The following is a 24926-nucleotide window of genomic DNA, read 5'->3' as shown; positions in this document are numbered from 1 at the left end:
GTTGTCACGGGATCGCGTGCGATCCCAAGCCCAAGCTCGAGAGGAAACTCATGAACAAGCCGTTTCTGAAACCGCTGGCCCTGGCCGTCGGCCTGGCGCTGGCCGCCACTGGCTGCAGCCAGAATGACCATTCGCAGGACCAGGCCAAACCGGCCAAGCCTGCCGCTGCCAGCAGCGCCAAGCAGGCGGCGCCGGCCAGCTCCGGCAGCGTGGCCGATGCCAACACCCCGGTATTCGACATCAGCGAGCTGGATACGCAGGCCGACCCCTGCAACAACTTCAACGCCTTCGTCAACGAGAAGTGGGTCAAGGCCAACCCGATTCCGGCCGACCAGACCTCCTGGGGTTCGTTCAACGAGCTGCGCGAAAAGAGCCTGAACGACCAGCACAGCCTGGTCGAGGCGGCCGCCAAGAACGCCGCCAGTGCCAAGCCGGGCTCGATCGAGCAGAAGATCGGCTACCTGTACAACTCGGCCATGAACATGGACGCGCGCAACAAGGCCGGCTTCGACCCGATCAAGCCGGATCTGGCCTCGATCGACGCCATCAAGTCGCACAAGGACCTGCAGCCGTGGCTGGACAAGGCCTTCGCCAAGGGTGATGGCCGCGTGTTCGGCTTTGGCTCCGGCGCCGACTTCAAGAACGCCAAGATGCAGATCGGCTATGCCGAGCAGAGCGGCCTGGGCCTGCCGACACCGGCCTACTACACCGACGCCAAGTACAAGGACGTGCGTGACGCCTACACCGCATACATGGCCAAGCTGTTCCAGCTGACCGGCGACAAGCCCGACCAGGCCAAGAAGCAGGCCGACCTGGCCATGAAGTTCGAAACCGAGCTGGCCAAGCATTCGGTGCCGCGCGTGGAGCTGCGCGACCCGAAGAACCAGTACCACTTCGTGTCGCTGGCCGAGGCCAACAAGATCACCCCGCACTTTGACTGGAAGCAGTTCTTCACGTCACAGGGTGTGACCGTCGACAAGGGCTTCTCGCTGTCGCAGCCGAAGTTCTTCAAGGAGTTCGACCACCTGGTGGCCAAGGCCCCGATGGACGAGTGGAAGGCCTACCTCAAGGCGCACACCATCTCCGGCGCCGCCAATGCCCTGTCCGAGCCGTTCGTCGATGCCAGCTTCGACTTCTACGGCAAGACCTTGAGCGGCCAGCCGCAGAACAAGCCGCAGTGGAAGCGTTCGCTGGGCGCCGTCAACGGTGCCATGGGTCAGGCCCTGGGCCAGCTGTACGTGGCCAAGTACTTCCCGCCGGAAGCCAAGGAGCGCGCCGACCAGCTGGTTCACAACGTGCTGGCGGCGCTCAAGAACCGCATCCAGAACCTGGACTGGATGAGCGATACCACCAAGCAGAAGGCGCTGGAGAAGTGGTCCAAGTTCCTGCCCAAGATCGGCTATCCCGATCACTGGCGCAGCTGGGATGGCCTGAAGATCACCCAGGATGACTACTACGCCAACCTCGAGCGTGCCGGCAAGTTCAACTACGACTACGACATTGCCAAGATCGGCAAGCCGACCGACCGTCACGAATGGGGCATGACGCCGCAGACGGTGAACGCGTATTACAACCCGACCGACAACACCATCAACTTCCCGGCCGCGATCCTGCAGCCGCCGTTCTTCTATGCCCACGGTGACGACGCCATCAACTACGGCGGCATCGGCGCGGTGATCGGTCACGAATCCAGCCATGGCTTCGATGACCAGGGCAGCCAGTTCGACGGCAACGGCAACCAGGAGAACTGGTGGACCAAGGCCGATCGCAAGCAGTTCGATGCGCGTACCAAGAAGCTGGTCGACCAGTTCGACGCCTACAAGCCGCTGAAGGACCACCCGGACCTGCACGTCAACGGCAAGCTGACCCTGGGCGAGAACATCGCCGACCTGGGCGGCCTGAACATCGCCTACGACGCCCTGCAGACGGCGCTGAAGAACCATCCTGAGGAAGCCAACAAGAAGATCGACGGCTACACCGAGGACCAGCGCTTCTTCATGAACTGGGCCCGCGTCTGGCGTGGCGAGATCCGCGAGAAGCGCCAGATGGTGCTGCTCAACGCCGATCCGCATTCGCCGATGAAGTTCCGTGCCATCGGTGCGCCGTCGAACATGCCGGCCTTCGCCCAGGCCTTCCAGTGCAAGCCGGGTGACAAGATGGTGCGTCCGGCCGACAAGCGCGTGAAGATCTGGTAAGCCACGCTCCGTGCCGGGATACGTTCCGGCATTGGACCTGAAGAACGCCGCGCCTTTTCGGGCGCGGCGTTTTTTTATGCCTCAAGCCCAGGGTGTTGCACAGCACTGGCATTAATCGTTGTTGCGGATCATTCTCATTAACAATATGATTGGCGCGCTCTGGAACCCTCCAGATGGGGAATACGCCACCGCGCGCTCGACCAGCCACGCCTCCCGCAAGCCATCGAGCCGGAAGCCTTCCACGCCCTGCCCGCGCCATGCTCCACCGTGTGCGCGACGGGCCGACTTTCGCTGCTCACTTCAAGGAATCGACACCCCATGGCTTACATCACCCGACGCAAGCGCGCGCTCGATCGCCACCCTCTTGCCCACGGCGCGGGACTGGGCGCGGCCCTGCTCACCGGCCTGATGGCCAGCGCCGCGCATGCCGGCGACGCGCAGACCACCACGCAGACCCGGCCCACCAGCCTGGCCAATATTCATGTGGAGGCGGTCAGCGTCGGCACCTACAAGGCCGATACGCTGTCTTCGTCCAAGTTCACCCAGCCGGTCAGCGAAACCCCGCAGACGGTGCAGATCATCACCAACGACCTGATCTCCGACCAGCACGCCACCACGCTGACCGAGGCGCTGCGCAACAGCGCCGGCGTGGGCACGTTCTACGTCGGCGAAAACGGCAGCACCAACACCGGTGACGACGTCTACATGCGCGGCTTTGATTCCTCCGGCTCGATCTTCGTCGACGGCGTGCGCGACCTGGGCTCGATCTCACGCGACACCTTCAACATCGAGCAGGTGGAAGTGATCAAGGGCCCGGCCGGTACCGACTACGGTCGCACCGCGCCGTCCGGCTCGATCAACATGGTGACCAAGCAGCCGCGCCTGGAAAACAGTCTCGGCGCGGACGTCAGCTACGGCAGCGGCCAGCAAAAGCGCGCCAGCGTGGACTGGAACCGTGCCATCGGCAATCACGGCGCGTTCCGGCTCAACCTGATGGATCAGGGCGGCGGCGTGCCCGGCCGCGACGAGGTCAAGCACCGCCGCTTCGGTATCGCGCCATCGCTGGCCTTTGGCCTGGACACGCCCACGCGCGTCTACATCGACGCTCTGCACGTGAAGCAGAACAACGTGCCCGATGGCGGCGTGCCGACCGTCGGCCTGCCCGGCTACACCAGCCCCGACCCGACGCGCCCGTCGCTGGCCGATGCGCCGCAGGTGGACACGCACAACTTCTACGGCACCGATGCCGATCACGACAACGTCACCGCCGACATGGCCACGGTGATCATCGAACACGACCTGCCCAATCACGGCCTTTTGCGCAACACCACGCGCTGGGGCCGCACCAAACAGGATTACCTGCTGTCCTCGTTCATGAGCGCAGCCGACTACTTCAACACGCCGGACCTGGCCGATCCGGGCAGCTGGTCGATCCGCCGTCTGCCCAACTTCAAGGACCAGACCAACCGCATCCTCACCAACCAGACCGGCATCATCACCCACGCCGACACCGGCAGCGTTTCGCACACCTTCTCCTACGGCCTGGAGCTGACCCGCGAGAAAGTCTCCACCACCGGCGTGGTGGCAATCAGCGACTGGCCGGACGTGAACCTGTACCACCCGCAGCACAGCGCCGACGGTCTGGTCTGGGGCCCGACCGGCGCCAGCGGCGAAGGCACCACCGACACCGTGGCCGGCTACCTGTTCGACACCATGAAGTTTGCCCAGCGCTGGGAAGTGACCGGCGGCGTGCGCATCGATCACTACAAGGCGCGCTTTCAGTCGACCTCGGTGTGCGGCGGCCGTCGCGGCCCGGACTGCGGCGACTTTCCTGCCGGCACGCCGGTACCCGATGTCAACGCCGATGTCAGCGACAACCTGTTCAACTGGAAGCTCGGCGTGCTCTACAAGCTCACCGACGCGGCCAACGTCTACGTCAACTACGCCATTGCCGCGCAGCCACCCGGCGGCGACAACCTTGAGCTGAGCTCGCGTGCCAACAGCGCCGACAACCCCAACTTCGATCCGGTGCGTTCACGCAGCGCCGAAGTGGGCGCCAAGTGGAACCTGGCCGGCGACCGCCTGCTGCTGACCGCCGCGCTGTACCGCACCACCGTGTCCAACCAGGTCGAGCAGGACCCGGTCGACCAGCAGTACTACCAGACCGGCAAGAAGCGCGTCGATGGCGTGGAGCTTTCGGCAGTGGGCAAGATCACCCCGGACTGGGCGGTCAGCGCCGGCTTCACCACCATGCATGCGCGCATCGTCGATGGCGCTGCCGAGTCGCAGGATGGCAGCAATGATCTGGCCTACACGCCCAACAAGGCCTTCACCAGCTGGACCAGCTACCACCTGCCGTTCGGCCTGACCATCGGTGGTGGCGCGCGCTATGCCGACGGCCTCAAGCGCGGCCACGACGGGGCGGTCGGCACACCCGACCATACCCAGTGCTACTGGGTGTTCGATGCCATGGCCAGCTATCCGATCAATCGCCACCTGGATGTACAGCTGAACGTGTACAACCTGTTCGACAAGGACTACGTGGCGGCGATCAACAAGAGCGGCTACCGCTACACGCCGGGCACGCCCCGCTCGGCCACGCTGACGCTAAACCTGCGCTTCTGAGCGCCGGCCGGCGCGGGTTGTCTGTAGCAACCTGCGCCGGCCCATGCCCGCCCCAAAGGATCCGCCATGCTTTTGCACGTGCCCGGTGTACTTTCGCCCGAACAGGTGCGCGCCATGCGCACCGCCCTGGAATCCAGCAAGGACTGGGTGGACGGTCGCGAAACCGTCGGCGCGCAGGGTGCCAAGGTCAAACACAACCAGCAGCTGGCCGAGCAGGCACCGCTGCGCGATCAGTTGGGCCGGCAGGTGCGCGAGGCGCTTGAACGCCACGCCTTGTTTTTCGCCGCGGCACTGCCGCTGCGCGTGCTGCCGCCCCGCTTCAACCGTTACGCCGGGGGCGGCACTTACGGCATGCACATCGACGGCTCGGTGATGCGCCTGCCCGGCGCTGGCAGCGCACTTGAACAGGGCGCGCAATTGCGTTCGGACCTTTCCTGCACATTGTTTCTCAACGAGCCGGACGACTACGACGGCGGCGAACTGCTGATCGCCGACACCTACGGCGAGCACGAGGTCAAACTCCCCGCCGGCGACCTGATTCTGTACCCGTCCTCCAGCCTGCACATGGTCAAGCCGGTGACGCGGGGCGCCCGACTGGCGGCATTTTTCTGGGTACAAAGCATGATTCGCGACGACGCGCGCCGTCGCATGCTTTTTGAGATGGACACCTCGATCACGCGCCTGACACAGACCGGCGCCGACGCCCAGGCTGTGCTGCAACTGACTGGCGTGTATCACAATCTTCTGCGCCAGTGGGCGGAAACCTGAGCCCTGCAAAGCGGCACCGGCACTTCGCGCAAAAACCACGTCGGTGAACCATTTCATCGCTATCGCTTTGCACAAGGCGGCCAGACAAGGATAATTCGCGGCCCTGCTTTACTCGTGTGCGCGATGTTTGTACCTGGTCAACGTTGGATCTCCGCTGCCGAGCCCGAGCTCGGTCTTGGCACCGTGCTGCGCGTCGATGGACGCAGCGTGCAGGTGCTGTTCGCCAAGTCCGGTGTGCTGCGCCAATACGCGCAGGACACGGCGCCGCTGACCCGCGCGGAATTTCGCGTCGGTCAGCGCATCGCCGGCAAGGGCGTGGCCTTCCTGATCGAGCGCGTGGAAATCCACGACGGCCTGATCACCTATCGCGGCGAGGGCCGCGAGCTGCATGAAGGCCAGCTCGACGACGAACAGAGCGTGTCGCAGGCGGACGACCGCCTGATGGGTGGCCGCGTCGACGCCGTGGACAAGTTCGATCTGCGCTACGAGGCCATGCAACGCCGCGCCAACGCGCGTCGCTCGCCGGCCTGGGGCCTGGCCTCCTCGCGTATCGACCTGGTGCCGCATCAGCTTCGCGTGGCCGGCGTGGCCGCCTCGCGCCGCCCGCCGCGCGTGCTGCTGGCCGACGAGGTGGGCCTGGGCAAGACCATCGAGGCCGGCATGATCGCCGCGCGCCAGATTGCCTCGGGGCGCGCCCAGCGCGTGCTGGTGCTGCTGCCCGACGCGCTTGTCAACCAGTGGTTCGTGGAGCTGCTGCGCCGCTTCAACCTGGCCTTCGCCATCTTCGACGAAGAGCGCTGCCAGACCATCGAGTCCGAGGGCGACGGCCGCAACCCGTTCGAGGACGAGCAACTGGTGATCGCCGGCTTCAGCCTGTTCGGCGACGAGGACGGCAAGCGTCGCGAACAGCTGCTGGCCGCCGGCTGGGAACTGCTGATCGTCGATGAGGCCCATCACCTGGAGTGGCGTCCGGACGCGGTCAGCCCGCGCTACGAACTGGTCGAAGCCCTGGCCCAGGCCACGCCCGGCGTGATCCTGCTGACCGCCACGCCCGAGCAGCTCGGCCGCACCGGCCATTTCGCGCGCCTGCGCCTGCTCGATCCGGCGCGCTACAGCGACCTGGAACACTATCTGACCGAGTCGGACGATTTTGCCGCGCTGTCGGACATCGCCGATACCATTCGCGCCGGCGACACGCTGAGCCAGGCGCAAGGCGCGGACCTGGCCGAGCGCCTGGGCGACGATGCCACCGCCATGGCGGCGCTGGCCGGCTATCCGGACCACGATGGCAGCGCCGACGCCCTGCTCGGCGCGCTGATCGACCGCCACGGCACCGGCCGCGCCATGTTCCGCAACCGCCGCGCCCATGTCGGCGGCTTCCCGGCCCGTGTGCCGGACATCATCGAGCTGCCCGGCGATCTGGCCGATCCGGATGCCCACGCCGCACTGCTGGAAGAGTTCCGGACCGACATCCAGCAGCCGCCCGGCGACTTCGAGCCGATCTACGACAACGACCCGCGCATCGAGGCGCTGGTCGAGCTGCTCGATACGAACCCCGATGACAAGTTCCTGCTGATCTGCCGCACCCAGGCCAAGGTGCAGGCCATTGAAGACGCCCTGCGCACCCGTAGCGGCGTCGGCGTGGCACGCTTCCACGAAGGCCTGTCGTTGCTGCAACGCGATCGCAACGCAGCCTGGTTCGCACAGGCCGACGGCGCCCGCCTGCTGCTGTGCTCGGAGATCGGTTCGGAAGGGCGCAACTTCCAGTTCGCCCATCACCTGGTGCTGTGGGATCTGCCGCTGGACCCGGACCTGCTGGAGCAGCGCATTGGCCGTCTGGACCGCATCGGCCAGCGCAGCGACATCGACATCCATGTGCCGGTGCTGGAAGGCTCCGCGCAACAGCTGCTGGCACGCTGGTTCGATGAAGGCGTGGACGCCTTCGATGCCAGTCCGGCCGATGGCCGAGAACTGCTGCGCCGCTTCGGCGAACGCCTGGTGGCAAGCGCCGAAGCCCAGGCCGAGGGCCAGGCCGACGACGCCGCGCTGGAAGCGCTGATCGAGGAGACTCGGCGCACCCACGAGGAACTGCAGACGCTGGTCAACAGCGGCCGCGATCGCCTGCTGGAACTGGCCACCGAGCGCGAACCGCAGGCCGAAGCGCTGGGCGAAGCCCTGGCCGCGGAAGATGCCGACGGCGGCCGCGAGGGCTTCGTGCTGCGCCTGATGGAAGAATTCGGCGTGCACGTGGACGACATCGGCGCCGGCGTGCTGTCGCTGGACCCCGAATACCTGACCACCGATGCTTTCCCCGGCTTCCGTGAAGGCCCGGTGCCGGCCACTTTCAGCCGCGCCACCGCGCTGGCCCGCGAGGAACTGACCCTGCTGCGCCTGGATCACCCGATGGTGCTGGGCGGCCTGGATCTGCTGCTGGCCTCGGAAACCGGTAACGCCGCGTTCCTGGTCGATGACGGCCTGACCGCGCGCACCGCACTGCTGCAGGCGGTATTCGTGCTCGAGTGCATCGCCGATCACAGCCTGGATGCGGCGCGCTTCCTGCCGCCGCAGCCGCTGCTGGTGACCATCGATACACGGCTTTTGCCGCGTCCGGACTTCGAGCCTTCGGCGCCGGCCCTGCGCCGTGCCACTGAACGCAAGATCGAAGTGAACCGTTACCGCAAGTTCCTGACCAAGCTGGTGCCGCCGATGCTCGAACGCGCCGAGACGGTCGCCGGCGCCCAGGCCGCCAAGCACGCTGACGCGGCGCTGGAGCAGGCCCGCGCGCAACTGGGTGCCGAGCGCGAACGCCTGGAGGCGTTGGCGCGGGTCAATCCGGCCGTGAGCGAGGCCGACGTCAAGGCTGTCAGCGATGAACTGGCGCAGCTGGAGCTGGCCCTGCCCTCGGCGCGCCTGCGCCTGGACGCGGTGCGCTTTGTGGTCAGCCCGGACTTCCTGGCCATGCGCTGAGTCAATTCTGCTTCGCGCCCATGAAAAAAGGCCGGTCCCGAGGGGCCGACCTTTTTTTGTGACCTTCGTCGGCCCGCGGGCATCGCCCGGGCCGATGTGACGTGTCGTCTTAGGCCTCGGCTGCCGGCGACACGCCTTCGCGTTCACTGGCCACCAGCGCCAGCCACTCGCGGGCGGCCGGCGAGAGGCCCGCGCCCCGGCGCCACAGCAAGGCCAGATGCCAACGCAGATCCGGCTCGTCCAGCGGCACCGCGACCACGTTTTCCTGCGCGTGCTGACCGGCCACCATCTGCGGCAACACCGCCACACCCAGGCCTGCGGCCACCAGCGCGATGGCAAAATCCGGCTGCGAGGTACGCGCCGCCTCATGCGGCATGAAACCGCGCTGCATGCAGGCATTGGTGATGATGGTCTGCAAGGCCAGGCCGCTTTCAAACAGCACATGCGGCTCGTCGCGCAAATCCTGCAGGCGCACGGTCTGCGCCTTGGCCAGCGCATGCGTGCGCGGCACCAGCGCCACCATCGGCTCGTCGTGCACCGACTGCCACTCGAAATGCTCGGCTACTGGCAGCAGGCTGGCGGCCAGCTCGATCTCGCCACTCAAAAGCGCCTCTTCCAGGCGCCGACTGCCGCGTTCGAGCAGCTTGATGTCGATCTGCGGATGGCTTTGGCGGAAGCGCGCGAACAGCGGCGCGAACAACACGTTGGAACCCATCGGCGGCAAACCCAGACGCAACTCGCCGCGACGCAGGCCGCGCAGTTCATCCAGATCGCTCTGCATGCTGTCGCGCTCGACCAGCATGGCCTGCGCGCGCCGATGCACCACCTCGCCCTCGGAGGTCAGGCGCACGCCGCGTCGGCCGCGCTCGAGCAGGCGCGCACCAAATTCCGACTCCAGTTGGCTGATCGCCTTGCTGATGGTCGGCTGGGTGGCGTACAGCGCCGCGGCCGCACGCGAGAAACTACCCTGGCGCACCACTTCGACCAGGTAGCGGAGATTCTTGAGTTCCACGTTCAATGCCATAGCAGAATTCTGGAAATTCTAACAATTCAATTTGGCAATACAATACCCGGACAAGGCCCTTAGATGCGAGCCCGCCAGCGTGCCCGGCCACCCCACCCTCGGGCCGCCCCGCCGTTTTATGCCAATGCCTCTTGCCGCCTCATGCTGCCCACACACTGCAGCCATGACACGGCGTCGCTGTAAACAACCATACCCTCGGCGCCGGCTTTTTTGGCAAGGCCGACGCGCGAATACCTAGCGCATCAGGCGTCGCTTGGGTTTGATCGGCAGCTTGCCGCGCCAGTACTGGATCAGCACAAAGCCACCCAGCATGCCTCCCAAGTGCGCAAAATGCGCCACGCCCGCCTCCGTTCCAGTCACGCCCAGGAACAGCTCCACCGCGCCGTAACCGGTGACAAACACCCAGGCCGGCATTGGCACCGGCGGAATGATCAACATGATGCGCTCGTGCGGATACATCATGCCGAACGCCAGCAGCAGGCCGAAGATGGCGCCCGATGCGCCCAAGGTCGGCACGAAGCGCCCGCCCATCAGGTGCAGCACGATCAGCTGGCAGATGCCAGCCACCAGCAGGCACACAAAGTAATAGAGCAGGAACTGGCGCTTGCCGAAGGTGTGCTCGATGGCACCACCAAACATGAACAAGGCCAGCATGTTGAAGGCCAGATGCATCAAGCCCCCATGCAGGAACGCGTAGGTGACCAGCTGCCAGACCTGGAAACCGACCATGATCACGCCATGCGAGGTCATCGCCGGCTGATGCGGTCCCAGCGGCCACAGCGCGAAGTAGGCCAGCATCTGGTCGCCGAGCAGCATCTGCAGCAGATACACCGCCACGTTGGCGATCAGCAGGTTACGAGTCACCGGCGGCAAATCAAAGTTCATCAAAAATCCTTGCGAAAAAGCCCGGAAAGGGTATCGTGCGCCGCGCACGCCGTCACTTCGCACGGCAATAGCGACTTAGATGGCCATCTGCCCCGATGAGTTCAAGACGCTCGGCGATTCGCTGGAGCGCGACGGCTGGTGCGTAAGCGACCGCCTGTTTCCTGCCGACATGCTGCTGGCCCTGGCCGAGCAATGCCAGCAGCTGGATGAGCAAGACCAACTGACCCGCGCCGGTATCGGCCGCGGTGGCTCGCACATGCTCGACCGACGCGTGCGCGGTGACCGCACGCGCTGGCTGGATACGCGCCACAGCGCCCTGCAGGCGCAGTTCCTCGAACACATGCACAGCCTGCGCATCACGCTCAACCGACGCCTGCTACTGGGTATGGAAAGCTTTGAGGCTCACTACGCGCTTTATCCACCGGGCACGTTCTACGCGCGCCATCGCGACCGCTTCCAGGACGACGACGCGCGTGTACTCAGTGCTGTGCTCTACCTCAACCAGGACTGGGCGCCGGCCGATGGCGGTGCCCTGCGCCTGTACCTGCCCGATGGCGGCCATCATGACGTGTTGCCGCAGCACGGCCGGCTGGCGCTGTTCCTGTCAGCGCAGTTCGATCACGAAGTGCTGCCGACCCGACGCGAACGCATCTCCATTGCCGGCTGGTTCCGCCGGCGCACGCTCAGGGACGCACCGCCTACATTGTGAAGCCGACGCATTGCTGGCGGGGCTCAGCTTTGCGCCAGCAGACGCCGGGCGCCCATGTAACGGCGCGACCAGTAGCGCGAGCTCAGCGTATCCACCCGTACACTTTGACCGGCGGCCGGGGCATGGATGAAACGACCGTCGCTCAAATAGATGCCCACATGCGAGACGTGCCGGCCCCGGGTGCGGAAAAATACCAGATCGCCGGCATGCAGCTGGCTGCGTGCGACGCGGGTGCCTTCGTGGAACTGGCTGCGCGAGCTGTGCGGCAGGTTGATACCCATCACGCGGGCAAACACATAGCGCACGAAGCCGCTGCAATCAAAGCCGGTGGACGGCAGGTTGCCGCCATAGCGATAGGCAATGTCGCGCAGCGTCAGCGCCATGCGGATCAGCGACTGCTGCGCAGCATTACTGGCGCCGACCGGTGGCGCGTCCAGCACCAGCGGCGAACTGGCCAGATCGGCCACTTCCGGACCCAGCACCAGGCGCGGCGCCTCGTGATTGGCCGGGACCACCGGCAGGTCACGCGCGGTGGCGGCGAACGCACACACGAACAGAGCAAGGGCGCAGAACGCGCCGGAGCGGATACGCATCGTCAGTCCACATCCAGGTTCGGAAGAGGGCCGCCCGCCCGAGGACGTGACGACCGCGTGAAGCGAACCTAGCAAAGCTGTGTCGATGAGTCGTTAAATCCGGGCTAATTCAGCGAAATCTCAGGCCTTCTGATACTGTCGTGCGCCAAAGATGGCTGAGCCAATGCGCACTTCGGTTGAGCCTTCGGCGATGGCCCACTCGAAATCACCGCTCATGCCCATCGACAGACGCTCCAGCGCATGACCGCGCGCCAACGCCTCTTCCCGCAGCTGGCGCAGGCGGGCGAAGCAACCACGCACCACGGCCTCATCGTCGCTGTGCTCGGCCAGCGTCATCAGCCCGCGCACGCGCAAGGCCGGGTAATCGGCGGCCAGCGTGTCCAGAAATGCCGGCAGGTCCTGCGGCGCCAGTCCGAACTTGCTGTCCTCACTGGAGGTCTTCACCTGCACCAGCACATCCAGCTGGCGCCCCTCCAGGTCCAGCCGCCGCTGCAGGGCCTGGGCCAGATCCAGCCGGTCCAGCGACTGCACCTCGGCGGCCAGCCTTGCCACGTCCTTGGCCTTGTTGGTCTGCAGGTGGCCGATCACCACCCACTCTAGCGACAGATCGGCCAGTGCGGCCGCCTTTTCGCGGATTTCCTGCACCTTGTTCTCGCCAAAGCGCGTCAGGCCCAGGCTGGCAGCCTGACGCACCGTATCGGCAGGAAAGGTCTTGCTGACCGGCAGAATCTGCACCGAGCCCGGTGCGCGTCCGACGCGCTGGCAGACGGCGGCGACGCGCTCGCGCACCGCCGCCCAGCGCGCGGCCAGATCGTGTCCGGCATCGGCACTCATGACGCCTCAGCCCTGCGCCATGCGCTTGCCGTGGCTGGCGACCACATCGGCCACCACCATGGTCACGCGCTTGCCCATCGGAATGTGCAGGAACTCGTTGGGGCCATGCGCATTGGAGTGCGGGCCCAGCACACCGGTGATGAGGAACTGCGCCTCGGGGAACTTGGCGCCGAGCATGCCCATGAACGGAATCGAGCCACCTTCGCCCATGTAGGCCACCGGCTTGCCGAAGTAGCGCTCGGACGCGGCCGAGACCGCCTCGGCCAGCCACGGCGACAGTGCCGGGGCATGCCAGCCACTGCCATTCTTTTCCAGCTCGAACTCGACCTTGGCGCCGTACGGCGGATCGGACTCCAGCAGGTTCTTGACGAAATCGCCGGCCTTGACGCCATCCAGCGTCGGCGGCAGGCGCAGGCTGAGCTTGACCGCCGTGCCCGGACGCAGCACGTTGCCGGCGCTGTCCAGCGACGGCAGGCCGTCGGCACCGGTCACCGCCAGCTGCGGACGCCAGGTGCGGTTGAGGATCAGCTCGACACGATCGTGGCTGACCGGCTTCATGCCCTCGACGAACGGGAACTTGTCGAACACCGCGTCGCCCAGCACCTCGGCGCAATGGCCCGCCTGCTCGCGGCGCTCCTCGGGAATGTCCACGTACAGTTCCTGCGGGCGCACCTGACCGGAGGTCTCGTCCTCCAGGCGCGAGATGATCTGGCGCAACACGCGGAAGCTGTCCGGCACCACGCCCGAGGCATCGCCCGAATGCACGCCCTCGGTCAGCACCTTGACGCTGAGCTCGCCGCCGGTCATGCCACGCAGGCTGGTGGTCAGCCACAGTTGCTCGTAGTTGCCGCAGCCCGAGTCCAGGCAAACCACCAGCGACGGGTTGCCGATGCGGTCGGCCAGGTGATCGACATAGAACGGCAGATCGTAGCTGCCCGATTCCTCGCAGGCCTCGATCATGATCACGCAGCGCGCATGCGGCACGCCCTGCTCGGCCAGCGCCAGCAAAGCGGTCAGCGAACCGAAGATGGCATAGCCATCGTCAGCGCCGCCGCGGCCGTACAGCTTGTCGCCGCGCAGCACCGGCTTCCACGGACCCAGGTCATCGTCCCAACCGGTCATTTCCGGCTGCTTGTCCAGGTGCCCGTACAGCACCACGGTGTCATCCACCTGCCCCGGCACATCGATGAAGATCAGCGGCGTGCGGCCTTCCAGGCGCACCACCTCGAGCGTGGCACCGGGCAACCTGTCCAGCTTTTTGCGCGCCCAGCCTTCCATCAGCGCGATGGCTTCTTCCATGTAGCCGTGCTCGACCCACTTTTCGTCGAACATGGGCGACTTGTTGGGAATCTTGATGTACTCGACCAGCTGCGGAACGATCTCCTCGTCCCACACACCTTCGACAAACGACTGGATCCGGGTGCTGTCCATGAAGTGCTCCTCGGCAACTGCGTAAAGGTCCTCATTCTAGCAGGGCAAAAAAAGCCTCACGGGCTGTCGGCATGGACCCTCCGGAGTATCAGTTCATGCCCACGTCCGCGATCGTCACGGGCGCACGAAATGGCAGGGCCCATGCGAGCACAAAGCGGCCCCCAAGCCGACAGTCAGCTGCGACGTTCTCTGCAACAGTGCGCCATGCGGCGACTGCCGCATGGATGACACATGGAGAGATACGCATGATGCGAAAACTGCCGCTACTACTGCTGGGTCTTGCCTTCAGCCTGCCGGCGCTGGCCGCCAAGCCGGTCGATGTCAATCACGCCGATGCCGCCACTATCGCCGCATCCCTCGATGGTGTGGGCATGGCCAAGGCGAAGGCCATCGTGGCTTATCGCAAGGCCAATGGACCTTTCAAGAGCGTCGAGGCGCTGACCAAGGTCAAGGGCATCGGCCCGGCGACGGTCAGCCACAACCGTGCCGACATCAAGCTGAAGCCGGTTCACGCCGGCAAATCGTAGGCGCCTGGGCGCCGCGCCGGCCCCGGTCGCCGGCGCGGCCCCCTGCGCTGCACGAGGCACTTCCATAGCGACCGAAGCAGGCCTAGACTTCGCCCACCTTCCCGGGGCGCCTTCATGATCCTGCCGCGTTATCGTATTGCCGATTCCACCCTGGCCGGAGCCGGCAAGGGTCTGTTTCTCGATCAGGCACTGCGTGCCGGCCAGATCATCACTGCCCCAGACGCCATCGAGCACACCTACAGCCTGAGCCAGATTCAGCGCGATCCCGCGCTGAGCGCGCAGATGTCAGCCAGTGCACGCTGGTTCGAGGACCGCTACACGCTTTCGCCGGAATGGCCGGACGAATGCTACGTCAACCATAGCTTCACCCCGACCGGGCTGTGGCACCTGGGTTTCATCTTCGCCGCGGCCGACCTCGCCGCAGGCACGGAGATCACGGTCGATTATCGGCACCTGCTGCCACCCGGGATCAGCGAAACTTTCAATGATGCGGTCACCGGTGAGACAATCACCGGCTTCGACTGGCCAACAAGCCTGGCAGTCTCCACTCGCGCCCTGGCCGCATTGACGGCCTGACCTCATACGCAATGTTCGACATCCCCACTCTGCATACCAAGCGTCTGCGCCTGACCGCGCTGACCGAGTGCCATTTCGACGACTACGCCAGCATGCTGGCCGATGTCGAGAGTACGCGCTGGGTTGGTGACGGCCTGCCACTGGACCGCATGAACGCCTGGCGCTCGCTGGCCATGCTGGCCGGCCACTGGCAGCTGCGCGGGTTCGGCATGTGGGCCGTGGAACGTCTGTCCGACAACGCCTTCCTTGGCCGTGTCGGCCTGATGCGCCCGGAAGGCTGGCCCGACATGGAACTGGGCTGGATGCTCAAACCCGAGCACCGCCATCACGGCTACGCCACCGAAGCCAGCGAGGCGGCACTCGATTACGCCTGGCGCAAGCTGCGCGCGCAGCGCGTGATCAGCCTGGTCCGCAACGGCAACGAAAGCTCCGACTGCGTCGCCCAGCGCCTGGGCGGCGAACGCGTCGACGAGATCGACTTCATGGGGGCGGCCACCCACGTGTTCGCCTATTACCCGCCGCTGCGTCAGCGTCTGTCTGCCGTCGGCTGACATCGCCGTGCCGACCTTTGCACCACTGCCCGGCCCTTTTCAGCCAGAGGCATGGGCCAATGGCGGCGGCCTGACCACCGAGCTGGCCCGTGAGCCCGAGGTCGATGACTGGCACTGGCGCGCCAGCGTGGCGCAGATCGAGCAACCGGGGGAGTTTTCCACGCTGCCCGGTGTGCAACGGCTTCTCGTCCCTCTGGATGCGCCACTGACGCTGCATCACGACGACCAGCCCTCGCCGGTCGCGCGGCTGGCGGTACACCGCTTCGATGGCGCCGGCCGCACCCGCTGCGAACTGCCGCAAGGCCCCTCTCGCGCCTTCAACCTGATGCTTCGTCACGGTCACCGCGCCCAGTTGCTGGCCCGCCCATTGCTGGGAACCCAATGGCTGCCACCGGCGCGCTGGCTGGTCTATCTGGCTGCCGGTCGCGCCCAGCTCAGCGAGGCCGATGGCGACCGGCTGACCCTGGACACGGACCAGCCGGTGTGGGTGCAGCCCGGCGCCGGCCGCCGCGTGCTGATCGATGGCGCCGGCGATCTGGTGCTGGCGCGCCTGGACCCTGACTAAATAACGCCTGCCCCGAGCTCAAACCGGCGCCAATCGATGTGCCCGGCGCCGACGTGAAGGTGCGTGATGCATCACGCCGGCCAGCACGAACAAGCGCGCCGCGCGCATCCACGCCAACACCAGCACCAGCATTTGCGTGACCGCAAACCCCGCCAGCATGCCCACAAACCCCGGGCCACCGGTATGCAGGCGCAACGCGCCGACCAGCAGCAACAGCACCGCACCGATCGCGGTGACTGCAAGGTAACCCAGCAGGCTGGCCAGCGGACGACGCAACACCAGCATCACGCCACGCCCCAACGCGCGCGTGGCCGAGCGCAGTCCCGGTTCGATCAGCATCGCCGCTCGTGCCGATTCCACCATCGTGTGCATCACCACGTAGACCAGCCAGGCGGCCAGCGTGCACGCCCACGAAACCCGATCTGCCGCCCCTTCAAGCACGGCCTTGTCGGCATATCCGCCAGCCACATGCTGCAACAAGGCGAACGCCGCCACCGCAATACCCAGCGGCAACACCGACCAGATCAAAAGCCGCAACAGGCGTCCGTAGTCGGCAAGGCCGACCTGCGCCAGCTCGATGAAACCCACGCGTGGCGCGCGCGCGCTGGCCAGCACCATGCCGGTCAGCCAAGGCGAGAGCAACAGCGCCAGCAGCATGCCGGCCAGTCCCGCACCACCCGGCGCACTGCCTTGGCAGATGAGATTTTCCAGCGCGTCGGAAACAGCCAGCGCGTCGATATGCTGCGCCCAGCCAGCTGTGCCGACGGCGTGATCAAGCATGCCGGCCAGATGTCGCCACAGCGGAATGGCCACCACCGCCGTGGGTATCAGCAGCAACAGCATCCACCACAGCAGCAGGCGCCACTGCAGCGCCGCTGCCAATGCGCCGAAAAAACCGGTCAATCCAGAACGCGGCACCGTATTCATAGCGTCTCCAGCGAGCCGAACAGGGTTTCGAGCAAGGCCGATGCCTGCGCGGTCCAGCGCCGCGATGCGGCCCCGTCTGCTTTCAGCGTGCGGCTGTCGTTGAGCTTGTTCGCATCCAGATAGGCCTTGCGCGCGGGATCGATCTGCACCGACACGGCGCGGACCGGGCGCTCGAACACCATGCGCTGCCAGGGCGCGGCGCTGTCCCATGTACGCTCGATGTGGCTACCATCGGCAAAATTGACACGCACCGTCTGCGCCATCGCGGCGCCGTCATGACGCAGCACCACCACCGTTTGCCAGGGATAAGGCCCTGTGCCCGGCTTGGCATCGGGGTGATTGGCCTTCCATTGCTTGCGCGTGCGCGCGATCGTGGCGCGAACGTCGGCCGCGGTGGTCACCTGCCAGTGACCACCCTTGAACTGCGACCCTGGTTGCGGCAGCACCTCCTCGCTGCTGAAGGCGCCGACGCGATCATCCACGTGATGGGTGGCATACACCTGCTGGTCGAACAGCTGATGCACCACCTCGGGCTTGCCGGAAGCCTCGGCCAGCGACTGCTCCAGATCGGCCACACTTGGGTGACGGAAGCGCCAGCGCTGGTAATAGGCGCGGAAACCCTTCTCCAGCGCCTCGGAGCCGATACGCGATTCCAGATCATGCATCACCGTCGCGGTGCGCGAATACACCGTGCCGTAGCTTTCGCTGTTCATGCGATCCCAGCTGTTGGCGCCGGTGGGATCGGCCGGCGGATCGAGCAAGCGCACACCGGCAAAACGCTCGTAGACGAACGGCGGCACCTTGGGGTCAAAACCCAGCAGTTTGAGGAACGGCGAGGTCAGATCGATCAGCTGCCCGCGTGCGCGCAGCATGCGTTGATCCCAGAACTCGTTCAGGCCCTCGTCGAGCATCGGTTCCTCGAATTCGTTGGAACCCAGGATTCCGTAAAAGTAGCCGTGGCCGAACTCGTGGATGGTGACAAAGTCCAGCAGCACCTGCGTCAACGTGCCTTCCGGCACCGACTTGTAGCCCTCGGCGGTGAAAAAGGTCGGGTACTCCATGCCACCGGCCTCGCCGGCGTTGTAGGGCGGCACCACCGCGGTGACGGTGTGGTACGGATAAGGGCCGAGCGTCTTGGAGAAATAGCCCAGCGCATCGATGGTGGCCTTGAGCACCGGCGCGGCGCTGGCGCTGTACTCGGGCGGATAGATCACCTTGACCTTGACGTGCGGACTGCCAGCGCCGTCGTAACTGCCTTGCAGCACGCGATAGCCGGGCGCGGCAACCCAGGCAAAATCGTGCACATCGTCCTGCACGAAGTGATAGGTCTGCTGGCCATCGTGCGCCACCGGCTTGCCCTGTTGCCGGCCCACCGCGCCCACCGTGTAGCCCTTGGGTACGGTCAGGTGCACATCGTAACGGCCGTAATCGGCGTAGAACTCACTGTTGAAATGGAACGCGTGCACGTTCCACTGCGGCTGGGTGGCGCCACGCTCACCGGGTAGCTCCAGCACGCCGATCTTGGGAAACCACTGCGCCACCAGGTGGAACTTGCCGAACCAGCCGGTGCGCTCGACCACGCGCGGCAGCTTGTCGGTGAAATCCATATCCAGGCTCAACGTGCCGTGCGCGGGCACCGCTTGTGCCAACTCCAGGCGCACCACGGTGTGGTCGCTGGTCGGGCCGCCATCCGGATGCACAAAGCGCCAGCGCACCGGCGCATCGCCCTGACTGACGCTGTTGAGCTGGATATGTCCCCACTGCCCGGCTTTCAGCTTGGCCTTGCCGCGAGAATGGCCCTGGGCCAACAGGCGCCGCTCGGTAAAAAAGGTACTGCCCGGCCCTTCGAAGGCGTTCAGATACATATGCAGATACACCGCGTGCACCGGGCGATCGCTGCGGTTGCGCCAGGTCATGTGCTGGCGCGCATCGACGATATGCGTATCCGGATGCAAGGTCGCGTCGATCTGGTAGCTGACCACCCGATCGGACAGCGGCGCCTGCATGCCGGTGTGCACGCCACCCCAGGCGTCGGCCGATGACGGCGTGCGCACGGCGGCGGCATCGGAGGCGGCAAAGCCGATCGGTGCGACGGAACTGACGCTGGCCGGTGCGGCGCTGGAAGCGGTCGCCGGCAATGGCCTGGTCGGCGGCGCCTGTGCCAGCGCCGCGCCCGTCCAGCAAAGACCGGTAATCAAAAGGACGCGCAGGCGTCCCATGCGTGCATGAAGCGGCATGAATATCCCCCTGGATGTCGGCGCGGAGCGATGTCCCTCGTATCGCCTGGCGGTTTCCCGACCGCAGCCGTTGTCATCCAAGAGTGCGACAAATGGCCGGCGTTAGGCAATGGTCGGACGAGAAGCCATCCTCAACCCATGGACGCAATTGCAAGTCATTATCATTTCTGTTTGAATCCTTCACTTTCCCGACTGCGAGTCACCTTCCATGCCGTTTGTGCTCAAGCGCGTGCTGTTCCGCCTGCACTGGATTCTGGGTTTGAGCGCCGGCCTGTTCCTGGTGGTGATTGGCGTTACCGGCGGTCTGATCGGTTTTGAAAAGCCGCTGCTGGCGCTGATCAATCCCCAGCTTTCAGTCACCGCTCCGGCCCATGCCAAGGCGGCCGGCCCGGATGCCTGGCTGGCGGCCGCGCGAAAGGCCCATCCAGGGCTGCAGCCGCGCGCCGTGGAGTGGAATGGCCCCGAGCAGGCGGTGATGGTGCGCATGGGCCGCCCCGGACAGCGCCGCGGCGGCGAACAGGTGGCGATCAACCCCTACACCGGCCAGATACTGGCGCCGGTCCGCGGTGAAGGCTTCTTCCACGGCGCCGAACAGCTGCATCGCAACCTCACCGCCGGCGAAGTCGGCAAACAACTGGTCGGCGCCAGTACCGCCGCGCTGGTGCTGTTGGCCTTGAGCGGACTGATCCTGCGCTGGCCACGCCAGATGCGCTCGCTGCGCGCCTGGCTGGCGCTGGATACGCGCCTTGAAGGACGCAATTTCCTGTGGCACCTGCACGCCGTCGTCGGCACCTGGGTGCTGGTGTTCTACCTGATGGCGGGGCTGACCGGCCTGTGGTGGAGCTACAGCTTCTACCGCAACGCCATCAACCACCTGGCCGGCGTCCAAGGGCGCTCGCACCACCACCGCTTCAGCGCACCCAGCGGCCAGGGGCCGTGGCTGTCGCTGGATGCGGCCTGGGCCAGCACACGGCGCAGCGCCCCGGATGCCAACCGCATCATGCTCACGCCCAGCCGCGATGCGGGCAAACCCTTGCAGGTGCGTTATCTGACCACGCACTCGCCGCACGAACGCGCCTGGAACCTGTTGAGCATCGACGCGCGCAGCGGTGCCATCACCCAGCGTCAGCTATGGGCGGAAAAGCCTCGCGGACAGCGCTTTGTTGGCGCGCTGTTCCCCTTGCATTCGGGCAGCTACTTTGGCCGTGTGGGCCTGTATCTGATGTCCCTCGCCTCGCTGGGTATGCCGCTGTTTTTCATTACCGGTGTCTGGCTGTGGCTGAAGCGCCGACGCAGCGCCGGCCAGGCCCGACGCGAGCGCGATGCCATGCAACCGGTGATACCTCACGGCGAGCCGGTGCATGTGTTCTTCGCCAGCCAGAGCGGCACGGCCGAGCGCCTGGCCTGGGCCACCGCCCATTGGCTGCGCGATGGCGGCCAGACCGCGCAGGTGCACTCGCTGGGTGCACTGGACCGGCGCACGCTCGCGGCGTGTCGGCAGGCCCTGTTGGTGGTCGCCAGTTATGGCGACGGCGGGCCACCGGACAATGCGCTGCGCTTCGTAAGGCGATTCATGGGCCACGCCGATGTGCCCGAGCTATCGTCGCTTCGCTACGCCGTGCTGGCGCTAGGCAACCGCCGTTACGATGCCTTCTGTGGTTTCGGCCGCCGTCTCGATACCTGGCTGGAGCAGGCCGGTGCCCACGCCCTGTTCCCGGCCATCGAATACGACGAGGGCGACACCCAGGCCCTGCACCGATGGCGTACCGAGCTCAGTCGCTATTGGGAGGGCGTGGCCGAAGGCGACATTCCCGCCTCGCACATCGAGCCGGCCGCGGCCATGCAGCCATGGCGCATCGTGCATCGCCAGCACCTGAACCCCGGCAGCGACGGCGACGCCGTCTGGGCCATCGAACTGGAACCGCCGCAAGGCGCCGACGCGCGCTGGCAGCCGGGCGACCTGCTGGATGTACGGGTGGCGCCGTCGGATAGCCGCATCAGTGCGTGCCTGGACGCATGGGCGCAGGATGGCGACACCCCGGTCACCCACGCCGGCGCTGAAACCACGCTCTATCAGGCGCTGCAATACCATGAGCTGCCACGACACCCGACCCGACCGGCCAAGCCCGATGCGCAGCGTCTGCTGGATGGACTGGCACCACTGTCAGCGCGCAGCTATTCCATCGCCTCGGCATCGGACAGTCCGCATGTGCGCTTGCTGCTGCGCGTCGGGGCCCATGGTTTGGCCTCGCGGGCACTGGTCGATGCCGATATCATGGAGCTGCCGGCGCGTGTACGGCACTGCCCGCGCTTTCACGCTCCGGCGCCGCACGTACCCCTGATCATGATCGCCAATGGCGTCGGCATCGCGCCATTCCTGGGTCTTCTGCACGAGCGCGGCACCAGCCATGACGCGGCACCGGCGTGGCTGGTGCATGGCGAGCGTCATGCCCAGTGCGACCATTACGCGCAGGCCATGCTGAAGGCACTGCATGCCCGCGGCGTGCTGGCCGTGCTCGACACGCGCTATTCGCGCGATGGCGATGGTTATGTGCAGCAGGCACTGGCCGATGACGCCGAGCGCCTGCGCGCCTGGCTGCAACGCGGCGCGCACATCATGGTCTGCGGCAGTCCGGCCATGGGCGAAGGCGTGCACATGACGCTGGAAACCCTGCTGGGCGCCGAGGCGTTAGACGCCCTGCATACCGAGGGCCGCTACCGGCGCGAACTGTTCTGAGCGCGGCGGGCGCGGCCTAGTCGAAGCGGTCGTCACGCGTGTAGATGACGCCGCCTTCCTCACGCACGGGAAACTTGGCAATCGGCTCATACGCCGGCGCGCAGGTCGGCGCGCCGGTGCGCACGTCGAAGCGCGCGCCGTGACGCGGGCATTCCACCTCAAAGCCATGCACCTCGCCACCAGCCAGTTCGCCACCGTCGTGGGTGCAGGTGTCTTCGATGGCGTAGAGCTCGCCGTCGATGTTGTAGACGGCAATCGGTGTATCGCCATCCCAGGCGATCTTGAACTCGCCGGGCAGAATCTCGCTGCGCGTGCCCACTTCGATCCACTCGCTCATGCCACCGCCTCGTCAGGTGTGCCTGCCAGCGACTTACTGAGCCAGGTGAAACGAAGATCATCACGACGCGGAATGCCGAAGCGCTCGTCGCCGTAGGGAAACGGCGCGAACTGGCCGGTGCGCACGTAACCGCGGCGCTCGTACCAGGCGATCAGCTCCTCGCGCACATCGATCACGGTCATGCGCACCTGGCTTACGCCCAGCTCATCGGCCAGCACGTGCTCGGCCTGGGCCAGCACACGCCGGCCCAGGCCCGAACCCTGCAGACCCGGGCGCACGGCAAACATGCCGAAGTAGCCGGCATCCGGGCGCTTTTCGACGTGACAGCAGGCGACCAGTTCGCCATCGCGCTCGGCCAGCAGCACGCGGCTATCGGCGCGTTCGATGTCCTTGCGCAGCAGCGCCGGATCGATGCGCTGCCCGTCCAGGATGTCGGCCTCGGTGGTCCAGCCCTGGCGGCTGACATCACCGCGATAGGCCGATTGCACCAATGCAACGATCGCCTCGATGTCGTCAACGTTGGCGGCGCGGAAAGTGAGATCGGAAACGTGATTCATGGCCGCCATGATAACGGCTGCGTGGCGGCCCCGGCCACGCAGCCATCCACGCTTCGCGCTAGAAACCGGGTGGGCGCGCCTTGGCCACATCCAGCTTGAGCTCCAACGCGCGCCCCACCTGCGCCAGCGTGCCTTCCTCGAACTGGCGACCGATCAGCGTGACGCCGTAAGGCACCCGCCGCGGCGGCGAAAAACGCGGCAAGGGATGGGCCAAATCGGGCGCCCAGTCGCTGCGCGCCTGCGAGACTTCGACGAAACCGGTGCGCAGGGTCAGTGAGGGCTGGCCGGTCATGTTGCCGATCACCAGCATCTCGTCGCGCAAGGATGGCACCAGCAAAAGATCCACTTTCCCCATCAGCGCGGCCATGGCCTGGGCCACCTTGCGCCGCAGCCGGTCGGCCTGCACGTAATCGACCGCCGACAGGAAGCGCGATTCACGAAACAGGTTGGGCCACGCGTCGGGCGTCTGCACACTCAACTGGTCCACCTTGCCGCTCAAGGTCAACTCCTCGAAAGCAGCGGCCGCCTCGGCGAACAGCAGCAGGTTGAGCGAATCGTAGGGCCAGTCCGGCAAGGACACCTTCTGCGCTCGCAGCCCCAGCGCTTTGAGCTGATCGAGCGCGGCGCGATCGACGTCGGTGGCCGGGGCCTCGTGCATCCAGTCCGGGAAGTAACCGACGGTGAGCCCCTCGACGCTGGCGGCGGCGTCATAGTCCAGATGACTGGGTACGCTGTAGACATCGCCGGCATCCGGGCCGGTGATCGCATGCAGCACCAGCATGGTGTCTTCCACTGAGCGCGTCAGCGGACCGAGCTTGTCCATGGTCCAGCACAGCGTCATGGCGCCGGTGCGCGGCACGCGCCCGAAACTGGGGCGCAAGCCAGTCACGCCACAGCGCATCGCCGGGTCGATGATGCTGCCCTGGGTCTCGCTGCCGATGGCAAACGCCACCAGCCCTGCCGCCGTGGCCGAGGCAGGCCCCGCGCTGGAGCCGCCGGAGCCCTCCTGCGGCAGCCAGGGATTCATGGTCTGGCCGCCAAACCAGATGTCGTTGAGCGCCAGCGCGCCCATGCTGAGTTTGGCCAGCAGCACCGCACCGGCCTCGTTGAGGCGCTTGACCACGGCCGCATCGGCGTCCGGTACGCGATCGCGGAACGGCTCGGCGCCATAGGTGGTGCGAATGCCTGCGGTGTCGAGCAGATCCTTGGCACCCCACGGAATGCCATGCAGCGGGCCACGATAATGCCCGGCGGCGATCTCGCGATCAGCCTGTTTGGCCTGCGCCAGGGCGTGACCTTCCAGCAGCGTGATCACGCAGCGTAGCTTGGGGTCGAAGTGCTTGATGCGAGCGATGTAGATGCGCGTCAGGCGCTCGGAGGTGAGCTGGCGCCGGGCAATCCACTGCCCCTGCTGCGCCACGCTGGCGTAGGCGATATCGGCATCGTTGGCGGGCAGCGGCACTGGCGCCGGCTTGGCCGGCGCGAAATGATCGTGCGCCGGCCCCACCCGATGCCCTGGCAGTCGAGGGTCCCATACGCACGCCGGGGCAAGATCAGCTTCCAGCGCGACACGGTTCGGTCCGGTGCGCCGCTCCATCAGACCGGCCATCGAGGTGCCCCAGTTGGATGCGGCCATCTCGCGCTGCACGGCCGACATCGGCGCCCGAACCAGCTTTTCGGCCTGCGCGAAGGTGTCGGCGGTGACGTTGGGGCCAGCACCTTTGGACGTATTGAAGGCCGGCGCGGCGCCGGGCACGGACGTATCCTGCGCCTGCAATCGCGTAGCGGCGGCCGCACCCAGCAACCCCAATGGCACCTGGGCCAGAAACTGGCGACGTGTCTTCATGCCTTTCCCCCTGCGAACGGTGACCTGAGCATACT

Annotated in this window: 20 protein-coding genes; 10 read left to right on the top strand and 10 right to left on the bottom strand. The window is 66.1% G+C overall.

The genetic code is table 11. From position 1 onward, the window contains the following. The first annotated feature begins 50 nt into the window (after positions 1-50). The 4 genes from HBF24_RS05175 (at position 51) to rapA (ending at position 8555) form a co-directional block, all read left to right on the top strand. Positions 51-2195, top strand: a complete 2145-nt coding sequence (locus HBF24_RS05175; RefSeq protein WP_167169910.1) for a M13 family metallopeptidase — start codon at positions 51-53, stop codon at positions 2193-2195. 318 nt (positions 2196-2513) lie between these two features. Further along, positions 2514-4820, top strand: coding sequence for a catecholate siderophore receptor Fiu (locus HBF24_RS05170; RefSeq protein ID WP_167169907.1), 2307 nt, complete (start codon positions 2514-2516; stop codon positions 4818-4820). A gap of 66 nt (positions 4821-4886) precedes the next feature. Continuing rightward, a complete protein-coding gene (locus HBF24_RS05165; RefSeq protein ID WP_167169904.1) occupies positions 4887-5588 on the top strand; it encodes a Fe2+-dependent dioxygenase in 702 nt (233 codons plus the stop codon). A gap of 123 nt (positions 5589-5711) precedes the next feature. Next, on the top strand, positions 5712-8555 hold the full coding sequence (gene rapA, locus HBF24_RS05160) for an RNA polymerase-associated protein RapA (RefSeq protein ID WP_167169901.1): 2844 nt from the start codon (positions 5712-5714) through the stop codon (positions 8553-8555). A gap of 109 nt (positions 8556-8664) precedes the next feature. Here rapA and HBF24_RS05155 read toward each other — a convergent pair whose 3' ends face one another. Continuing rightward, a complete protein-coding gene (locus HBF24_RS05155) occupies positions 8665-9579 on the bottom strand; it encodes a LysR family transcriptional regulator (protein ID WP_206064180.1) in 915 nt (304 codons plus the stop codon). A gap of 234 nt (positions 9580-9813) precedes the next feature. Further along, positions 9814-10464 carry a rhomboid family intramembrane serine protease gene (locus HBF24_RS05150; protein ID WP_167169898.1) on the bottom strand — a complete coding sequence of 217 codons (651 nt, stop codon included), beginning with the start codon at positions 10462-10464 and terminating at the stop codon, positions 9814-9816. Between the two features lie 79 nt (positions 10465-10543). Here HBF24_RS05150 and HBF24_RS05145 point away from each other — a divergent pair, with 79 nt between their 5' ends. Further along, the gene (locus tag HBF24_RS05145; protein WP_167169896.1) at positions 10544-11173 is read left to right on the top strand and encodes a 2OG-Fe(II) oxygenase; all 630 of its coding nucleotides are present in this window, start codon (positions 10544-10546) and stop codon (positions 11171-11173) included. Positions 11174-11196: 23 nt separating this feature from the next. On the opposite strand, the gene HBF24_RS05140 is transcribed toward HBF24_RS05145, so the two are convergent. The 3 genes from HBF24_RS05140 to HBF24_RS05130 form a co-directional block, all read right to left on the bottom strand. Further along, positions 11197-11766 carry a C40 family peptidase gene (locus HBF24_RS05140; protein ID WP_167169893.1) on the bottom strand — a complete coding sequence of 190 codons (570 nt, stop codon included), beginning with the start codon at positions 11764-11766 and terminating at the stop codon, positions 11197-11199. 120 nt (positions 11767-11886) lie between these two features. Next, positions 11887-12600, bottom strand: coding sequence for a YggS family pyridoxal phosphate-dependent enzyme (locus tag HBF24_RS05135; protein ID WP_167169890.1), 714 nt, complete (start codon positions 12598-12600; stop codon positions 11887-11889). A 6-nt stretch (positions 12601-12606) separates the two neighbouring features. After that, on the bottom strand, positions 12607-14031 hold the full coding sequence (locus HBF24_RS05130; protein ID WP_167169887.1) for a M20 family metallopeptidase: 1425 nt from the start codon (positions 14029-14031) through the stop codon (positions 12607-12609). 245 nt (positions 14032-14276) lie between these two features. Here HBF24_RS05130 and HBF24_RS05125 point away from each other — a divergent pair, with 245 nt between their 5' ends. The 4 genes from HBF24_RS05125 to HBF24_RS05110 all read left to right on the top strand — a co-directional run bounded on the left by HBF24_RS05125 (position 14277) and on the right by HBF24_RS05110 (position 16250). Beyond that, positions 14277-14558 carry a helix-hairpin-helix domain-containing protein gene (locus HBF24_RS05125; RefSeq protein ID WP_167169884.1) on the top strand — a complete coding sequence of 94 codons (282 nt, stop codon included), beginning with the start codon at positions 14277-14279 and terminating at the stop codon, positions 14556-14558. Between the two features lie 114 nt (positions 14559-14672). Further along, entirely contained in the window at positions 14673-15134 is a 462-nt protein-coding gene (locus tag HBF24_RS05120) for an SET domain-containing protein (RefSeq protein WP_167169881.1), read from the top strand. Between the two features lie 11 nt (positions 15135-15145). Continuing rightward, positions 15146-15685: a GNAT family N-acetyltransferase gene (locus tag HBF24_RS05115; RefSeq protein WP_167169878.1), complete on the top strand. Its 540-nt coding sequence runs from the start codon at positions 15146-15148 to the stop codon at positions 15683-15685. 7 nt (positions 15686-15692) lie between these two features. Next, positions 15693-16250, top strand: coding sequence for a HutD family protein (locus tag HBF24_RS05110; RefSeq protein ID WP_167169875.1), 558 nt, complete (start codon positions 15693-15695; stop codon positions 16248-16250). A gap of 18 nt (positions 16251-16268) precedes the next feature. On the opposite strand, the gene HBF24_RS05105 is transcribed toward HBF24_RS05110, so the two are convergent. Further along, entirely contained in the window at positions 16269-17177 is a 909-nt protein-coding gene (locus HBF24_RS05105) for a hypothetical protein (RefSeq protein WP_167169872.1), read from the bottom strand. Beyond that, on the bottom strand, positions 17174-19414 hold the full coding sequence (locus tag HBF24_RS05100; RefSeq protein WP_240922200.1) for a M1 family metallopeptidase: 2241 nt from the start codon (positions 19412-19414) through the stop codon (positions 17174-17176). The genes HBF24_RS05105 and HBF24_RS05100 overlap by 4 nt, the downstream gene beginning before the upstream one ends. 208 nt (positions 19415-19622) lie before the next feature. Between HBF24_RS05100 and HBF24_RS05095 the strand changes: the two genes are divergently transcribed. Next, on the top strand, positions 19623-22151 hold the full coding sequence (locus HBF24_RS05095) for a sulfite reductase flavoprotein subunit alpha (RefSeq protein WP_167169869.1): 2529 nt from the start codon (positions 19623-19625) through the stop codon (positions 22149-22151). 16 nt (positions 22152-22167) lie between these two features. On the opposite strand, the gene HBF24_RS05090 is transcribed toward HBF24_RS05095, so the two are convergent. From HBF24_RS05090 to HBF24_RS05080, 3 genes are read right to left on the bottom strand one after another with little or no spacing between them, the layout of a single operon-like run. After that, positions 22168-22488 (bottom strand): non-heme iron oxygenase ferredoxin subunit, encoded by a 321-nt coding sequence (locus tag HBF24_RS05090; protein WP_167169867.1) that lies wholly within the window; start codon positions 22486-22488, stop codon positions 22168-22170. Continuing rightward, positions 22485-23045: a GNAT family N-acetyltransferase gene (locus HBF24_RS05085; RefSeq protein WP_167169864.1), complete on the bottom strand. Its 561-nt coding sequence runs from the start codon at positions 23043-23045 to the stop codon at positions 22485-22487. The genes HBF24_RS05090 and HBF24_RS05085 overlap by 4 nt, the downstream gene beginning before the upstream one ends. Before the next feature lie 58 nt (positions 23046-23103). Beyond that, on the bottom strand, positions 23104-24891 hold the full coding sequence (locus HBF24_RS05080) for an amidase (RefSeq protein ID WP_167169861.1): 1788 nt from the start codon (positions 24889-24891) through the stop codon (positions 23104-23106). Positions 24892-24926: the final 35 nt, after the last annotated feature.

It is taken from the genome of Oleiagrimonas sp. C23AA (assembly GCF_011759385.1).
GTDB lineage: Bacteria > Pseudomonadota > Gammaproteobacteria > Xanthomonadales > Rhodanobacteraceae > Oleiagrimonas.
Note: the sequence above shows the minus strand (reverse complement) of the source record. Positions and strands in the feature narration are given on the sequence as shown.

Bases quoted from the DNA above. Each gene is read 5' to 3' on its own strand.
- HBF24_RS05175 (WP_167169910.1), top strand. From the start codon at position 51: ATGAACAAGCCGTTTCTGAAACCGCTGGCCCTGGCCGTCGGCCTGGCG.
- HBF24_RS05170 (WP_167169907.1), top strand. From the start codon at position 2,514: ATGGCTTACATCACCCGACGCAAGCGCGCGCTCGATCGCCACCCTCTT.
- HBF24_RS05165 (WP_167169904.1), top strand. From the start codon at position 4,887: ATGCTTTTGCACGTGCCCGGTGTACTTTCGCCCGAACAGGTGCGCGCC.
- rapA (WP_167169901.1), top strand. From the start codon at position 5,712: ATGTTTGTACCTGGTCAACGTTGGATCTCCGCTGCCGAGCCCGAGCTC.
- HBF24_RS05155 (WP_206064180.1), bottom strand. From the start codon at position 9,579: ATGGCATTGAACGTGGAACTCAAGAATCTCCGCTACCTGGTCGAAGTG.
- HBF24_RS05150 (WP_167169898.1), bottom strand. From the start codon at position 10,464: ATGAACTTTGATTTGCCGCCGGTGACTCGTAACCTGCTGATCGCCAAC.
- HBF24_RS05145 (WP_167169896.1), top strand. From the start codon at position 10,544: ATGGCCATCTGCCCCGATGAGTTCAAGACGCTCGGCGATTCGCTGGAG.
- HBF24_RS05140 (WP_167169893.1), bottom strand. From the start codon at position 11,766: ATGCGTATCCGCTCCGGCGCGTTCTGCGCCCTTGCTCTGTTCGTGTGT.
- HBF24_RS05135 (WP_167169890.1), bottom strand. From the start codon at position 12,600: ATGAGTGCCGATGCCGGACACGATCTGGCCGCGCGCTGGGCGGCGGTG.
- HBF24_RS05130 (WP_167169887.1), bottom strand. From the start codon at position 14,031: ATGGACAGCACCCGGATCCAGTCGTTTGTCGAAGGTGTGTGGGACGAG.
- HBF24_RS05125 (WP_167169884.1), top strand. From the start codon at position 14,277: ATGATGCGAAAACTGCCGCTACTACTGCTGGGTCTTGCCTTCAGCCTG.
- HBF24_RS05120 (WP_167169881.1), top strand. From the start codon at position 14,673: ATGATCCTGCCGCGTTATCGTATTGCCGATTCCACCCTGGCCGGAGCC.
- HBF24_RS05115 (WP_167169878.1), top strand. From the start codon at position 15,146: ATGTTCGACATCCCCACTCTGCATACCAAGCGTCTGCGCCTGACCGCG.
- HBF24_RS05105 (WP_167169872.1), bottom strand. From the start codon at position 17,177: ATGAATACGGTGCCGCGTTCTGGATTGACCGGTTTTTTCGGCGCATTG.
- HBF24_RS05100 (WP_240922200.1), bottom strand. From the start codon at position 19,414: ATGCCGCTTCATGCACGCATGGGACGCCTGCGCGTCCTTTTGATTACC.
- HBF24_RS05095 (WP_167169869.1), top strand. From the start codon at position 19,623: ATGCCGTTTGTGCTCAAGCGCGTGCTGTTCCGCCTGCACTGGATTCTG.
- HBF24_RS05090 (WP_167169867.1), bottom strand. From the start codon at position 22,488: ATGAGCGAGTGGATCGAAGTGGGCACGCGCAGCGAGATTCTGCCCGGC.
- HBF24_RS05085 (WP_167169864.1), bottom strand. From the start codon at position 23,045: ATGAATCACGTTTCCGATCTCACTTTCCGCGCCGCCAACGTTGACGAC.
- HBF24_RS05080 (WP_167169861.1), bottom strand. From the start codon at position 24,891: ATGAAGACACGTCGCCAGTTTCTGGCCCAGGTGCCATTGGGGTTGCTG.